The sequence below is a fragment of the Rania fehmarnensis genome, assembly GCF_056494185.1.
Genome location: NZ_CM151398.1, coordinates 1,561,975 through 1,577,397, shown reverse-complemented (window position 1 = coordinate 1,577,397; position 15,423 = coordinate 1,561,975). Strand labels below are relative to the sequence as shown.

Genomic DNA, 15,423 nt, shown 5'->3' with positions numbered 1-15,423 from the left:
AGTCTTTCTGATTCGCTGACATGCGAATGGCTGAATCCAACACTGGCGAAACTCAAACCGGAGGAAGAGGCGCGCGGCTTATGCTTTAGCAGCACCCCGCTTAGGACGACACCCTTCAATGGCCTTTGCCAAGGCGCGAAACGCTGCGGTCAGGTGCTGGTAACGCACTTCGTAGAAGACCGTGCGTCCTTGTTTGGTCGCGGTAAGAACGCCGGCTTTCTCGAGCACACCCAAGTGCCGTGAGACCACTGAAAAATCGACTGCGCAGCATTCAGCCAGTTCGGTAACAGAACAGGCTCGACCGCACTTAGCCAGGCATGAGAGCAGTTTCAACCGCATCGGCTCGCCCAAAGCCCTGAAGAGTTCAGCATCCAGCACGTTATCAATCGGCCCGCAACACCGGGAAGCTTCCTGAGGTTTCATGGTCGACTTTCTTTTAATGCATACTTGCGTCAGCATGCAAGCGTACTGTCTGCGTTCGTGAGCGTCAAGATGCGAGACGTTAACCACCACGCACCCTCGCCGACATTCGCTAGAGTCGTCAACGGCAGAGCATTGCTGGCACCAGCTGGCTGGACAAAGCGACAAGATGGGCGCAATCAGCACCCTTCCGCTCATTAGAGGTTGTTAAGCAGCTACTCGAACTAACTCAAATCATGCACAGCGATCTGCGCCTCACTTCCGTCAGATTGTGGTTCACCGTCGCAAAATAATAGACAAGACCTGCAACTGACTATCGGATGCTGGCGCGTAGACTCGCACGTATTCGTAACGTGAATTTGCAGGCGGTACGATGGTTCTCGATGCATCGAAATAGAACTCGGGATTTGGCCCGGGCGCCGCCAACGAGATATTCTGGCTCGACAAGTAAGTTCCACGCTCGTCAAAGAAATCGACACCCAGAGTAAAGTCTGTGAGATGCCGCTCGCGGTAGCCTCGCGTGCCGGAGAATTCGAGTTGGTAACTCACCCCGGGTGTCAGTTCTACGCGCTGGCGTGCCCATTCCTCAGTGCTATAGGAACCAAAGTAACGAAAGCGGCCAAACTCGAACGGCGAGGGAACTTCCTGCGCGTCGCGTGAATGCTCCCAGAACTCAGGACCGTTCAAGCCTCTGTGCGTATGTACATCGTAAGGCTGTGCGCCGCTTACATAGCTGAAATTCATGCTGGCATTCATCAACAAATTGCCGGACTGCACTGCTTGCGGATCTGGCAAGACCTCCAACAGTTCCAGATCGTCCATAACGACTTTTGTTCCCGCATCACCAATCCAAATAAACAGGAACGCAAAGGCGGCTGTGGGTGGGACATAGGTGCCGTAGGTGTTGTATGCCTGATTGATATCTGTCGTGCGATCTGTCAAGGGCGTTTGATAATGGGCGATCTCCGTCCATGTGATGTCATAGTAGCTAACGGCGGCAACCGCGAAGCCAGCTGGCTGCGTCGGATCAACGCTCTGCTTGTAGCCGTAACATCGCAACAACTGATACTGTGCTCCCGGTAGCACTTGAACAAACTGACCAAAGCCCCCTGTGCCCATCAGTTCCAACATGTTCGTATCACGGTCCCGTTTACCCGTGCCATCCAAAATGTAGTACGGTCGCGGCAAGAACTGATGGCTCAAGTCGCGATAGATCCAGGCATCCAGGCCATCTGCAAAACTGGGATTAGTCGACACACGGTAAAGAGGATGCCCAGCACTGACCGACAAAGTAGTCAATGGCGTCGTCAATGACACAGCGAACCAGATAAACATCCAGCAACGGTGGAGAAAATTATTGTGGCCAACCATGCTCATCTCTCGGGAAATTTGAACGAAAAGGCAATGGTAACTTAGCCATTCATTGCTTCGCGGTCAACCTGTAGCTAAGCACGTGGACACGTCCAATTCAAGAGCAGGACACCAATAGCGATTCAATACGTTCTGAGCTCTATTTCTTCACGACAATCTCGACGGACTGTCCGACCTGCAGTGAGCCGGCCCTCAGCAGGACGACTGCTTCGCTACCTTCGAGACCTGACTTAATCTCCACGTCGTCGCCGGCGCGAAGGCCGAGCTCGATTGGGCGATGCTGAATCTTGCCGTCGACTACGACACAGCACTTAGTCCCGTCGGCCGTTCTGACGATAGCTCCCGTTGGTAGTGTCAGGACGTCCTTTCGTTGTTCGAGAAGCATTTTGGTCGTCACGAATGCTCCAGGCAGCAATTTCAGATCATTGTTGTCGAGATCAATTTCGACTGACAGCGATCGACTCTGGGGATCAAGCTGCAGGCTCGTTCGAGTGACTCTTGCATCGATTTTTCCACCGGGAAGCGAAGGTGAAAGAATCGTGACTAGATCGCCTGCGTCCGCCCTACCAAAACCTGCGTCGACCCACGCTGCTTCGGTTTCAGGAACGTTAACAAAAACACGCACCTTGCCGACATTTGCAACGGTCATCAGCGGTTGGGCATTGCTGGCAGCGGCAGGCTGAACATAGTGACCCGCATCAACATGTCGACTCGTTACGAAACCATCGAAGGGTGCGGTCAGCTCTTTGTAAGTCAGCATGGTTTCAGCTTGAGCGATGTCCGACTGAGCGACTTTCATTTTTGCCTTGGCTGCTTCGATATCGGCCTTGGCGGTCAGCACGTTTGCTTCCGCTTCTCGCCCGCGGGCCTTGGCGGATTCAATCAGCGCCAATGCCTCTTTACGCGCGGCATCGGCGGACTGAAATTGACTCGATGTTTCATCGGCCAGCTTGGGTGTCACGGAACCTTTGCTGACGAGTTGTTGGATACGCTGCAGTTCAGAATTCCAGCGAGCGTACTCAGCATCGGTGCGACCCACTCCCGCTTCGGCTTGTACAACCATCGACTTCGACGAGTTCGATGCGGCTTCGGCAGCCACCAGCGCAGCTTCGGCTTGTTTGACTTGGGCTTCGGCTTGACCAAGCAGTCCACGTTTCTGTTCTAGCTGGTCCCGGTACTCTGGTGCATGAATACGCACCAGTACCTGACCTTTGGCAACCTTGTCGCCAATATCAAACTGAACCGACTCCACATAACCCGCCAGCTTCGACAGGATCGGAGTTTCTTCGAACGCGACGACACGTCCGGGCTGTTCTGTGAACAGCTGTAGCGTCTTCTTGGTTGGGACGCCGGCAGTGACTCGATCTAAAGAGTTCGCGGGAGCAACTCCAGCGTCGGCTACGGGTCCGCCGGCTGGTTTCGAATTGCAGCCTGCCACTGCACAAAGCAGAGAGAATGTGGCTACGAATTTTATGGGAGGTGATATGTGCATTTCTGGTCTGGCTTGGATAAACGAATGGATGTAGTTAGTTGGCGAAGTGGCGGCTTTCGGGATCGCCAGGATCCATCGAAGCCGATTTCAGGCTCGCCTTGGACTGCAATATCGCAAAGAACAGTGGTAATAAGAATAACGTAGCTATGGTGGCGGCTATGAGGCCACCCACAACCGCTCGTCCAAGCGGCGCATTCTGTTGCCCCGACTCACCAAAAGCCAGTGCCATCGGCAGCATACCAGCAATCATGGCCAAACTTGTCATCAAAATAGCCCGCAGTCGACTGCCTGCACCGCTGACGGCAGCCGACGTCACGTCACTCACTTCGCCACGACGTTTCTCGGCAAAGGTTACGAGCAAAATCGCGTTGGCCATCGCCACGCCAACTGCCATGATTGCACCGATGAATGATTGGATATTCACAGTCGTGTTGGTGAAGTAGAGCATAACTACGACACCAGTCACTACGGCTGGAATGGTGGATACGGTCACCAGAGACAGCCGAATCGACTGAAAATTAGCAGTTAGCAGCAAGAAGACTACAACGATTGCCAGTAGCAAACCAATCGATAGACCCGATTGCATTTCTTGCATCGGCGGGATCTGGCCGCGCACTTCTACCGTGCTGCCGGTAGGCGGTGCCCCGGCTTTAGCGATAGCTGTTTGAACCAGTGTAGAAACAGAACCGAGATCGCTCCCCGCTATGTTAGCCGTGAGTGTTACTTGGCGTTTCATGTTATAGCGATCGTATTGGCCAGGCATTGTGCCACGCTCCAACGAAGCCACATCTTGAATGAGGACTTGACCATCAGGCGTCTTGCGCAGCGGGATGCGCCCTAGCTGAGCAATCGATCCAATGGTCTCGACATCATAAGGTGAGCGCACAACCGGACGCGGAATTTCAACCTGAACTTGATAGGCTATGCCACTCTTCGGGTCAGCCCAGTAGTTGGGTACGATGAAGCGACTGGATGAAGTTGCTGTCACCAACGCTCGCGACACATCGATCGGCATCAAACCTGCCAGGCCAGCCTTCTCACGATCTACGTTTACTTGCACCGTGGGGTAGTCCATCGACTGTCCAAGTTGTAAATCGCGAAGCACTGGAACTTGGGCCAGCTCTCTTCTTAGTTTTTCAGCGAACTCTCGACTCTTGGCAAAGTCCGATCCGCTGACGACAACTTCGATTGGCGTCGGCGAACCAAAACTCATGACCTCGTTGACGATGTCCGAAGGCTCGAACGAGAAACGAACGTCCGGCATTTCTTGCGCAAGTCGTTCCCGAACTCGTCCTTTCAGCACCTCGTCGGACAAATGAAGATTGTCGCTTAGGTCAACATACAGAATGGCTTCTTCGGGCCCTCGCGACCATTGGTAGACGGCATTCACTGGAAAGTTCGAGTGAATCATTCCCACGTAACCCAGCGTAAGTTCAATGTTCTCTACCCCTAGCTCCTCGCCTATTAATCGCAACGCCTGCTTCGCCAGAGCTTCGGACTTTTCGATATGGGTTCCATCGGGAGCTCGCATGCGCAATCGGAACTGGCCGGCGTCGACAACGGGAAAAACACCGCGACCTAGTTTCGGCGCTACCCAAGCAATTACGCCGATACAGATGGCCAAGTAGAGCGGAACGAACAGCCAGCGAAGGTGAACAAGTCCTGAAAGTAACTTCTCATAGGTCTCGCGAAAGCGATCAAAGGATGTGGGTCGATGTGCATCCTCATCATGACCCGCTTTTAGTAACCAAACCGACATGACTGGCACAAAGGTGCTAGATAAGAAGTAGGAAGCGATCATCGCGAATCCAACGGCCAGCGATAGGGGAACGAACAGGGCTCGTGCCGCGCCTTGCATAAAGAACGACGAAACGAAAACGGCCAAGATGCACAACATCGCTAGTAGGCGTGGAACGATCGTTTCCATCGAACCGTCACATACGGCTCTTGCCAGTGGTACGCCTCTCTTCAAATGCGAATGGATGTTCTCGATGGAGACCGTCGCTTCGTCAACCAGAATTCCAATCGCGAGAGCCAATCCTCCTAGCGTCATGAGGTTGATCGTTTGACCAGTGATCCACAAAGCGAGGATGGAACAGAAGAGTGCCAACGGGATGTTCAAAACAACGATCAGAGAACTCCGCCAATCTCGCAAGAACAGCAGAATCATCAATCCAACTAGCACAGCGCCCAGGACGCCTTCGGTTACAACTCCTCCGACAGCTCTGGTGACATAGGGCGATTGGTCGAACTCGAAGCGTACGTCGATGCCTTCGCCATCCGCACCGAGAGCTTCCTTCATCTTTGGAAGTGCATCCTTGATGTTATTGATGACGCTGAGAGTTGACGCTTCCGCGCGCTTTGTGGCTAAGATATAAACCGCTCGTCGGCCATTGACCAATGCATAACCGGCAGGTGCGTCGGCGGAGTCTTGGATCGTTGCCAGGTCGCGAATGAAGACTGCGTCTGCGCCCATACGTACTGGAATCGAACCAAGTTGTTGCGGGTCCTTCACAACCGAATTGACGGGCACAATCGGATAAGAATCACCGATTGGCACATTGCCCGACGGACTGATCGTGTTGCCCTTGGTGAGCGCCGTAATCACTTCGTCCGGAGACATGCTATACGATTGCAGCTTCTTAGGATCGACCGTGATGACGATTGATCGAGCACTACCACCGAAGGGTGGCGGAGCAGAAACACCAGGTAGACTTGAAAACATGGGACGCACGCGGAAGAGCGCCAAGTCTTGGATCTCAGCGATGCTGCGAGTGTCGCTTGATAGAACGAGATAGCCCACGGGCACACTACCCGTATCGAAGCGCATCACGAACGGGGACACCGTTCCAGGCGGCATGAACGCTTGAGAACGATTCACATAGTTGATCGTCTCGGCCATCGCTTGAGCCATATTGGTCTCTGGATGGAAGTACAGCTTCATCAGCGCCGTTCCCTGTACATTCCGCGACTCCACGTGGTGGATACCGCTGATATACAGGAAGTGATACTCGTAGTAGTTGGTCAGAAAACCTTCCATCTGCGCTGGGTCCATCCCACCGTAGGGTTGGCAGACGTAGATGACTGGCAAGTTCAGCTTCGGGAAGATATCGACTTCCATCCCCTTGGGCAATCCCGCGGGGTATGGCCATTTGTAGTGCTGAAATACAGACGGGCCAATTGCCAAGAAGCAGCCCAGTGCCAGGCTAAGGACGAGCACCATGACGGTCGCCGGTCGACGCATGGCCGAGAGTATAAGTTGCATGCAGTTTGATTCCGGTTTATCCACGAACAACGGAGGTGGTTTGCCCTTGCAACCGATTCCGTTCAGCCAGTCGTCAAAGTTTTCCGGGCTGGAAATCCCATTCTAATCGCTGCATCGAGCAACCCCTAAGGTCGTACGACTAGAAGTTGCAAAACAATTGCTACAGCCCCTGTTAGCCTGACCACCGTTTGTCGAAACAAAGCTAACCAAGACCGCACAAACGGAAGTGTGTATGGAATCTCAGCATCCTGAGGGAACAGGCAACATGCAGCGAAATCTCTCACTCTGGACCGCGGCATTCATTGTTTGTTTGATTCTTGCCGGTTGTGCGTCAACCAATCCAGCCCAGCCGCTTCATACGAAGTCCGTTTCACAGGTTTCACCGTCCAAATTTTACACATCAAACAACTCGGACTTGCCAAATTGCGTGAGTGGTTTGATTCAGCCTGCCTCGCACCAGAATGTCGCCATGGCCGAAAGCGGAAGCGCAGATGCCAGCTCCTTTGGCTATACGCCCGACATCGGTCCATCGAAGGCGGTTGTGGCTCTTGCCGCGCCGGTTGCCTTGCAAACTGCGGAAGCAAACGCTACACCCGAAACTCATGAACAAGTGGCCACAGGGTCTTCCGTACCTATTAATCTCCCGACGGCTCTGGCGATGATCGGCGGACAACATCCAGTTGTGGGTTTTGCGCAGTGGCGAGTCCAAGAAGCGTATGCACAGCTTGACCGAGCCAATGTCATGTGGCTGCCGAGTATTCAATCGGGATTCAATTACCGCAGGCGCGATGGCAACTACCAAGACGTGCAAGGTGCGATCGTCGATGTGAACCTCAACTCATTCAACTACGGGCTGGGCGCTGGGGCGGTCGGTGCAGGCTCACCTTCGCAACCAGGCATCGTTGCTCGGTTTCATCTTGCCGATGCATTGTTTCTTCCGAACGCTGCCGAAAAGACTGCCTGGGCCCGCGGCCACGCGGCTTCCGCAGTATTGAATCAACAGCTTCTCAATGTTGGCACCGCTTACATGGACTTGTTAGAAGCTTATCAAGACGCCGAGATCATTGCCTCAGCAGTGAAGCGAACGTCAGACTTGGCCGAGCTGACGGAAAACTTCGCCGAAGCCGGTGAAGGATTGAAATCAGACGCAGACCGAACTGCCACGGAACTGGCGTTGTTGCAAACGCGTCAGTTGGCCTTGCGTGAACGTCAATTAGTCGCTTCCACACGCTTGGCGCGTGTCCTTAGTATTCCGATGACATCATCGATCCTGCCGCAGGATACGATAGCGGTGCCGCTTGAAATGACACACAGTTCTGACGAATCGTCACTCATCTCGACTGGACTAGCCACAAGACCTGAGCTGAAAGAATCACAAGCCCTGGTAGCGGCTGCTTGTGAAGCTTACAAGCGTGAGAAGTACGCGCCGTTTGTACCAAGCGTTCTATTGGGCTTCAGTTCGACAAGCTTCGGTGGCGGACTGGGTAGCAGCGCCGACAATTTTGGCGGACGCTACGACATCGACGCCTTGATGGTCTGGGAGACTCGCAATCTCGGCTTTGGGGAAGGCGCGGCCAGGCGAGAACGAAGTTCACAGGTTCAACAGGCCACATTCGCGAAACTGAGAATCATGGACCAGGTTGCCCAAGAAGTGGCTGAAGCCAACATCCAAGTCGGTATTCGCAAGCAACAAGTCGACATGGCGCAAACCGCGATTGCTCGCGCTCGTGATTCCTATCAACGCAACATTGATCGAATTCGCGATGGCCAGGGACTGCCTATCGAAGTCCTGCAAGCCATCCAAGCTTTGGAGGCCTCCGAGCGGGCTTATCTGCGAGCAGTTGCCGATCATAATCGATCCCAGCTGCAACTCCAGTGGGCTTTAGGCTGGCCTGTTAACGCGATGTCAGAGCAATCAACAACCGTAGCAAACGCCGAGCAATCAAGATAAGTCGGGTAGTTCATTGTTTTGCAGTGCCTTACTTCGTAGGAAGTCGCAATGTGCTGGACGCGTCGACACTAAAAGCTTCGAGATGTCCCGTTACTTGCTGGGCGGTTTCATCGAAGTAAACCATATGGGAACCTTCGAGAATGCTCCTTCGATCAAGAATGAAAATGGTCGATCGACTTGAACGCCAAGCCGCCCGGCTTTCAGCAAGATGAATGACTCTAGTGCCTCGCCTGATAGCTCATTAGGTATCGAGACCGAGGTCCACTTCGGCACCTCGCCGCCCTCCAGTAGAGTTGCCTGAAGCTTGGTTGCCCCCAGATTTCGATCGCCAGTACAGCGGAGATGCGGCTGGCGCATCGAATTGAACACGGATGGCGAATTGCGTTGGGTACGCTTCTCCTTGGCATCCAACGAAAATTGTTCAGCATCCGCGCCCCAACTGCTGGCCGCATGACACGAAGCACAAGCAATCTTGCCATTTGCAGATAGTCGCTTGTCCCAAAACAGATGCCGCCCGAACGCCACTATAGGTTTATCGAGCTCTTAGGAGCAGATTGCCGATTTTTCGTTGCGGACACAACGAAAATTCGTGGAACACCGAAATATCGCTGCCACTCAACGCCGAGGCATATGTGCGTAACCTCATACTGAACAATGATTTACAACAAACTGGAGCATGTGGCACGGGAAGTGATTTGCAAGAGCCCAGAAGCGCAGACTTCCTGACGCAAGACTCATTTTTTTTTAGGACGGCCCATCATGACACGAATTCAACCGATCGCTCCCGACACGGCAACTGGTAAAGCCAAAGAACTACTTGATGCCGTCCATGCCAAACTCGGGATGGTGCCCAACATCGCTCGTACCATGGCCATTGCTCCAGCTGTACTGGAAGGCTATCTGGGACTCAGTGGTGCCCTGGCCAAAGGGACGTTGTCGTCGAAGGTTCGCGAGCAAATCGCGCTGACAGTAGCCCAGCGCAATAGTTGCGACTACTGCTTGGCTGCACACTCCACCGTCGGCAAGATGGTCGGTCTCACCGCAGAACAGATTCTTGATAGTCGACATGGCAAAGCCATCGACTCCAAAACGGATGCCGTACTTCGGTTGGCAGGACTCTTGGTCGACAACCGAGGTCAGGTAACCGACCGCGAGTTGGATCAAGCACGCACAGCTGGCCTTAACGATGCCACCATCGCCGAGATTGTCGCCAACGTGGCACTCAATATCTTCACCAACTACTTCAATCACGTCGCCGATCCCGAGATCGACTTCCCCAAGGCAACTCCGCTCAGCCTTGCGACTGAAGCATCACATGCGTAGAACGGGTCTCCAGGCCCGTTCAAGCTCTCACTTAACTTGCTTCCGAGGCAGTCATGAATTCAACATCCATCATCCGCCCGCCCTTTAATCAAGCCCAAGCCCTGGCCAAGGTCCGAGCTGCTGAGAATGCCTGGAACAGTCGCGATCCGTTGCGAGTTGCCTTGGCATACAGCGAAGACTCGCTCTGGCGCAACCGTGATCAGTTCCTACGTGGGCGTGATGAGATCGTTCAATTCCTGACCGCCAAGTGGGAGAAGGAGCTTGACTATCGATTGGTCAAGGAACTTTGGACCTTCGGTGATAACCGCATTGCGGTGCGGTTTCAATACGAATGGCATGACTTCAACTCGAATTGGTTCAGAAGTTACGGCAATGAATTGTGGGAGTTTGACGAAGAGGGCCTGATGCGCAGGCGTGAGGCCAGCATCAATGATGTAGCTATCCAGTTTCAACAACGTCGCTTCTTGTGGTCCACACCAGGCGATCGGCCTGTATCACATGTGGGGCTCAGTGGCGTCGAGTGAGGTCGTTGCTTGGTCCGCGATCGACTGAAGGTGCGGCTACTTTGGCAGAGCAAGCAGCAACACTCGGTTCAAACCTCTATTTTGATGACATCCAATTACAAATGAAAAGCAGATTATGATTTGCGACTACTTTAAATTGTTTGGCCTGATTGCCGTGACAGCTGTTTTGAGCACGTCGTTTCTAACGACCACGCCTCAAGCACAGACTCCCACGGCAGTGAATGCAGGTGAACAGGGACACGTACTTCACAAAACGGTGAAGGTCGATGGACTCGACATCTTCTATCGCGAAGCGGGGCCCAAAAGCGCTCCCACAATCGTGCTGCTGCACGGATTTCCCACCAGTTCGCAGATGTTTCGCAATTTGATCCCTAAATTGGCGGATCAATACCACGTGATTGCGCCCGACTATCCGGGGTTCGGACAAAGCTCGATGCCGAAGCGGTCGGACTTCGACTACACCTTCGATCACCTGGCGACGGTGGTCGATCATTTTCTGGAACAACTCAAAGTCCAGTCGTATGTGCTCTATGTTCAAGACTATGGTGCACCGGTCGGATTTCGGGTGGCCACAACGCATCCAGAACGAGTTCGTGGCTTTATCGTCCAGAACGGCAACGCCTACGACGAGGGTATAGATAACGACTTTTGGAAACCCGTTAAGGACTACTGGAAGAACCCAAACGACTTAGCCAAACGAGAAGCATTGAAGGGATTGCTCACTTACGACGCGACCAAATGGCAGTACACGCACGGTGTGCCGGAGGTGGAACGCATCAGTCCAGATGGACCAGCGCATGATCAATTTTTGTTGGACCGTGAAGGGAACAGCGAGATACAACTCGATCTCTTCCTGAGCTACGGCAGCAATCCGCCGCTGTATCCGAAGTGGCAGGAGTATTTCCGCCAGCACCAGCCACCCATGCTCATCGTGTGGGGCAAGAACGATCAAATCTTTCCAGCCGCAGGTGCCCAGCCCTATCGTCGCGATATTAAGCAAATCGACTTTCATCTTCTCGACGCGGGGCATTTTGCTCTAGAATCCAATGGTGACCAGATTGCCAGCTTGATCCGCGCGTTTTTGAACCAAACGCTTTCCAAGTAGTCTATGCATCATCAATGCGGACAATATCCGACGTGTCCACACTGCTTAGCCAACGCATTCGCTCGGGGATGTCGAGCGAATGTGTTCCTTGGATCCAAAGTACTAAAAGGTAAATTACTAACATGCCCGAGCACCGACCAACTAGCGACATCGCTTTCACACCTGCGGTAAAGGCGATTCAAGCTGCTAAAGGTTCACGCCCAAGCTATGCTCGAATGGAGTCGCGAGGCGGTTGGCAGAATCGGGTTACGCCCGAGCTCGCTGGCTTCACTGCAGAACTGGATATGTTTTATCTCGGTACAGCCAACGGCGAAGGACAGCCATACATTCAGTATCGTGGAGGACCTAAAGGGTTCTTAAAGATCATCGACGAGCAAACGCTGGGATTTGCAGACTTTGGAGGTAATCGTCAATATATTTCCATCGGCAACTTGTCAGAAAACTCGAAAGCGTTTTTGTTTCTGATGGACTATGTAAATCAGCAGCGAATCAAGGTGTGGGGGTCCGCAGAAGTAATCGAAGGCGACTCTAATCTGCTCCAGCGGCTTGGAGACGCAACTTACGACGGCAACGTAGAGCGGGCAATTCTCTTTCACATCGAAGCCTGGGATATCAATTGTCAGCAGCACATTCATCGACGTTTTCCCGAAGCCGACGTCGAGCAAGTCGTGGCTTCTTTGCGGGGGCAGATAACTGAACTACAGGCAGAGATCGCAAGACTCAAAGAAGGAAGGGCTACGTAGTCGGGCGATCGACGGAGCGTTTGCCGGACTGGCTTCCACGATAAAGCCTCGCGATCGCCGTATCAGAGAAGCCAAGCCGATAAGCGATCACGCACAGCTGGTTAACGAGTGTGGTTCGCAGAATTCCTCTTTTCATCCAGCGACGAGCGGATGTCGTCACAGGTTTGCTCGCCAGGCCAATGCGGCCAGTCTGACGCATTCTGGCGACTAACTCGTAGTCTTCCATGATGCTCATCCGCTTGAAGCCGTTCTGGGCATAGAAATCAGCTGATCGGAAAAACAACGCCTGGTCACCGTACGGCATTTGGAATCGCCGCGAACGGAAGGCAACGCCCGACTCGATCATTCTCAATGCGAGTCCTGGGGCATCAATCTTCAACGGAAACGCTCCGCAGGCGACGGGGCTGGCGAGAACTCGCGCGATCTCAGCTCGGTAGTCGCTGGGTAGTCGTGTATCAGCATGGAGAAACAGCAAGTGCTCGCCGGTGGCGACTGCCCCTCCGGCGTTCATTTGAATTGCGCGCCCTGGATTGCCGACGAAGACCCGGCATCCACGCTGCTTGGCAATCTCGACCGTTTGGTCGGTACTACCCGCGTCAACAACAATCACCTCCAAGTCACCGTTGGGATCGCCGACAGAGTCGAGCGTGGCCGGCAGATTCGCTTCTTCGTTGAGCGTTGGAATGATGACAGAGAGTTTTCCAGTTTCATTCTTGAACGGAAGCTGGTGACACTTAGCGATTCGCCGCAGCGGCAGCAGGTCTTCCGGATAATCAACATCTGGCAACATTCGCAGTTGATGGACACGTAAGCTCAACTCTCGCGTCTTATGCAACGTTTGCTGCAAGACCTGCGATGTGCTCCAGTTGATATCGGCGAACAGACAGGCATGGTCAGCTTTGAGGCCAATCAAATAGTAACCTCCATCATGTGCTGGTCCGATGACAATGTCATGCTGTCCGAGTTGTTCGAAAGCAGAATTTAAGTCGTTAGTGGTCAGACTGGGACAATCGGTTCCGATCACCACGACTCGTTTGGCTCCAGCGTTCAATGCAACCTTCGTTGCAAGATGCAAACGATCGCCCAACGATTGTCCGACTTGCTCGGAGTAAGCCAGATCCTTACCGAACGCGCTTTGAACTTCTGCAGCTGAGCCACCCGTGAAGCACACGGTTATCTGGCAGCCTCGTTCGCTCGCTAAACCCCGGGCCTCGCTCAGAGTTCGATCAACCAACTGACGATACACCTGCGTCGCCTTCTCGGCGCCGATCGCCGGGATCAACCGCGTCTTGTTGGCCCCAGCCTTGGGAAGCCTGGCAAAGATTAGCAGATGATCGCGGGCGAAAGTCATTAGCAACCGAGGCTTCTACACTTGAAGGTTTAGCACGTAGCCGAGTCTCTCCGAGACTCGAATCTCTACTACCACGTAACTCTGCCAACAGTCAATCAGTGTCTCGGAGAGACACTGCTACGTGTCCCCACGTAGCCGAGTCTCTCTGAGACTCGTAATCTCTACTGCCGCGTAACTCTGCCTACCGTCAATCAGTGTCTCGGAGAGACACTGCTACGTGTCCCCACGTAGCCGAGTCTCTCCGAGACTCGTAATCTCTACTACCGCGTAACTCTGCCAATAGTTAATCAGTGTCTCGGAGAGACACTGCTACGTGCTTACCAAGCTGCCGCCGCAACTCGAGCCACAGCCAGCCGTGCAGCCATAACAATGGTTGGCAGTTCGTATAGCGCGATCCGCAAGTAGGTCGTCGGTCAACTGAGAAATATGAACTCGGCCATCGTCTGGATTGATTGCCAGGTCAAGCATCTGATTAAAGTCGCAATCATAGACGAATCCGTTCCAGTCCACGGACAGTAGCGAGCGGCACATTAAGTTATCTATGGTACTTGGATTGAAGCTTTGGATCAGCTTTCCCAGATACTCTTCGTACTTGCCGCGCCGCAGCAGGTCGTCCAGGAATCGACTAACCGGCATATTGGTGATCGTCAGCAGGTTGTTGAACTGGATACCGTATCGCGCGTTAAGTTCAGCCTTGTACGATGCCTCTAGCCTATTCTGCTCAGGAGGCAGGCCTAGGCCGGTCGGGTTGTAGACCAGGTCAAGCGTCAGATTCGAATTCGGCTGTGAATAACCAAGCTCGTTCAGCTTGCGAATGGCTGCGATCGATTTCGCGAATACGCCACTACCCCGTTGTGCATCGCAGTTCTCTTCAAGATAACACGGCAGTGAAGCGATCACGCTTACCTTATGCTCGGCTAGAAATTCCGGCAGGTCGGTAAAGCCGCTGGCCAGTAGGATCGTGAGGTTGCAACGATCAATGATTTGCCGATCAAGTTTTCGAGCCTCTTGAACTAGCATTCGAAATTGCGGATTCATCTCAGGCGCGCCGCCGGTAATGTCGAGCGTCTTGACTTCTGACCTGGCGAGAAAATCAATTACTTGGCGTGCTGTTTCATAAGTCATGCTCTCGCGACGATCAGGTCCTGCATCAACGTGGCAATGTGTGCAGGTCAGGTTGCAAAGCTTGCCAACATTGATTTGCAGTGTCGTCAATTGCTTACGGAGCAGCGGCATCGCACCGTGTTTGGCAAGTTGATCGCTGAACGGTACTAAGGGGCTACTCTCGCTACCTTGCAAGATCTGCAGTTGCGCGGTGGGAGAGGCTAACGGGTTGCCCGTTCTAAATAATGTTTGAAGTTTCATAGTAGGTTCTTATTTGTTCTCACGCAAAGGCGCAAAGCCCGCAAAGTAGCCAAGAATAAATTCTTCGCGCCTTTGCGTGAAGCTTGACTGTGTTCATTAACAGCAGTCGGAATCGGCTCCGCTTCTGCAACTTCGCGAGTTTCTGCCTGAGTCCCGCTCATTGTTTGGTCTCCTCAACGTGATGTGTCATTGTATCGGCTCGATCCGATCTCAGTGTCGCCGTCAGAACGATTCTTGTCAGGCACATACTGGGCTGTCGCTTGGTTCGTCCCGTTGAACGGATATTGGGCGAATGTTACCAGAAAGGCTACGGCTCACACGTAGCAGTGTCTCTCCGAGACACTGACTAACTATTGGCAGAGTTACGCGGTAGTAGAGATTACGAGTCTCGGAGAGACTCGGCTACGTGGGGCACGTAGCAGTGTCTCTCCGAGACACTGACTAGCTGTCGGCAAAGTTACGTGGTAGAAGAGATTTCGAGTCTCGGAGAGACTCGGCTACGTGGCGCCGACA

General features: G+C 53.4%; 12 protein-coding genes. 5 read left to right on the top strand and 7 right to left on the bottom strand.

The annotated features are described in order from the left end of the window. Nucleotides 1-78 precede the first annotated feature (78 nt). From SH573x_RS04915 to SH573x_RS04900, 4 genes are all read right to left on the bottom strand, one after another. A complete protein-coding gene (locus tag SH573x_RS04915; RefSeq protein ID WP_479353218.1) occupies nt 79-423 on the bottom strand; it encodes an ArsR/SmtB family transcription factor in 345 nt (114 codons plus the stop codon). Between the two features lie 273 nt (nt 424-696). Then, on the bottom strand, nt 697-1,755 hold the full coding sequence (locus SH573x_RS04910; protein ID WP_479353217.1) for a hypothetical protein: 1,059 nt from the start codon (nt 1,753-1,755) through the stop codon (nt 697-699). A gap of 175 nt (nt 1,756-1,930) precedes the next feature. Continuing rightward, nucleotides 1,931-3,283, bottom strand: a complete 1,353-nt coding sequence (locus SH573x_RS04905) for an efflux RND transporter periplasmic adaptor subunit (protein WP_479353216.1) — start codon at nt 3,281-3,283, stop codon at nt 1,931-1,933. A gap of 34 nt (nt 3,284-3,317) precedes the next feature. Next, nucleotides 3,318-6,548, bottom strand: coding sequence for an efflux RND transporter permease subunit (locus SH573x_RS04900; RefSeq protein ID WP_479353215.1), 3,231 nt, complete (start codon nt 6,546-6,548; stop codon nt 3,318-3,320). Between the two features lie 469 nt (nt 6,549-7,017). Between SH573x_RS04900 and SH573x_RS04895 the strand changes: the two genes are divergently transcribed. Then, the gene (locus SH573x_RS04895; protein ID WP_479353214.1) at nt 7,018-8,499 is read left to right on the top strand and encodes a TolC family protein; all 1,482 of its coding nucleotides are present in this window, start codon (nt 7,018-7,020) and stop codon (nt 8,497-8,499) included. Nucleotides 8,500-8,589: 90 nt separating this feature from the next. Here the strand turns inward: SH573x_RS04895 and SH573x_RS04890 are convergent, their stop codons facing one another. Further along, entirely contained in the window at nt 8,590-9,024 is a 435-nt protein-coding gene (locus tag SH573x_RS04890) for a cytochrome c peroxidase (RefSeq protein ID WP_479353213.1), read from the bottom strand. Between the two features lie 234 nt (nt 9,025-9,258). On the opposite strand from SH573x_RS04890, the gene SH573x_RS04885 reads away from it, so the two are divergent. From SH573x_RS04885 to SH573x_RS04870, 4 genes are all read left to right on the top strand, one after another. Next, entirely contained in the window at nt 9,259-9,822 is a 564-nt protein-coding gene (locus SH573x_RS04885; protein WP_479353212.1) for a carboxymuconolactone decarboxylase family protein, read from the top strand. A gap of 53 nt (nt 9,823-9,875) precedes the next feature. Then, nucleotides 9,876-10,346, top strand: a complete 471-nt coding sequence (locus SH573x_RS04880) for a nuclear transport factor 2 family protein (protein ID WP_479353211.1) — start codon at nt 9,876-9,878, stop codon at nt 10,344-10,346. A gap of 115 nt (nt 10,347-10,461) precedes the next feature. Next, the gene (locus SH573x_RS04875) at nt 10,462-11,451 is read left to right on the top strand and encodes an alpha/beta fold hydrolase (RefSeq protein WP_479353210.1); all 990 of its coding nucleotides are present in this window, start codon (nt 10,462-10,464) and stop codon (nt 11,449-11,451) included. Between the two features lie 122 nt (nt 11,452-11,573). Then, the gene (locus SH573x_RS04870; RefSeq protein ID WP_479353209.1) at nt 11,574-12,194 is read left to right on the top strand and encodes a pyridoxamine 5'-phosphate oxidase family protein; all 621 of its coding nucleotides are present in this window, start codon (nt 11,574-11,576) and stop codon (nt 12,192-12,194) included. Here the strand turns inward: SH573x_RS04870 and SH573x_RS04865 are convergent. Further along, nucleotides 12,187-13,545, bottom strand: coding sequence for a TIGR04283 family arsenosugar biosynthesis glycosyltransferase (locus SH573x_RS04865; protein ID WP_479356650.1), 1,359 nt, complete (start codon nt 13,543-13,545; stop codon nt 12,187-12,189). The two genes, SH573x_RS04870 and SH573x_RS04865, sit on opposite strands and share 8 nt — an antisense overlap. Nucleotides 13,546-13,854: 309 nt before the next feature. Further along, nucleotides 13,855-14,910: an arsenosugar biosynthesis radical SAM (seleno)protein ArsS gene (arsS, locus tag SH573x_RS04860; protein ID WP_479353208.1), complete on the bottom strand. Its 1,056-nt coding sequence runs from the start codon at nt 14,908-14,910 to the stop codon at nt 13,855-13,857. Between the last annotated feature and the right edge of the window lie 513 nt (nt 14,911-15,423).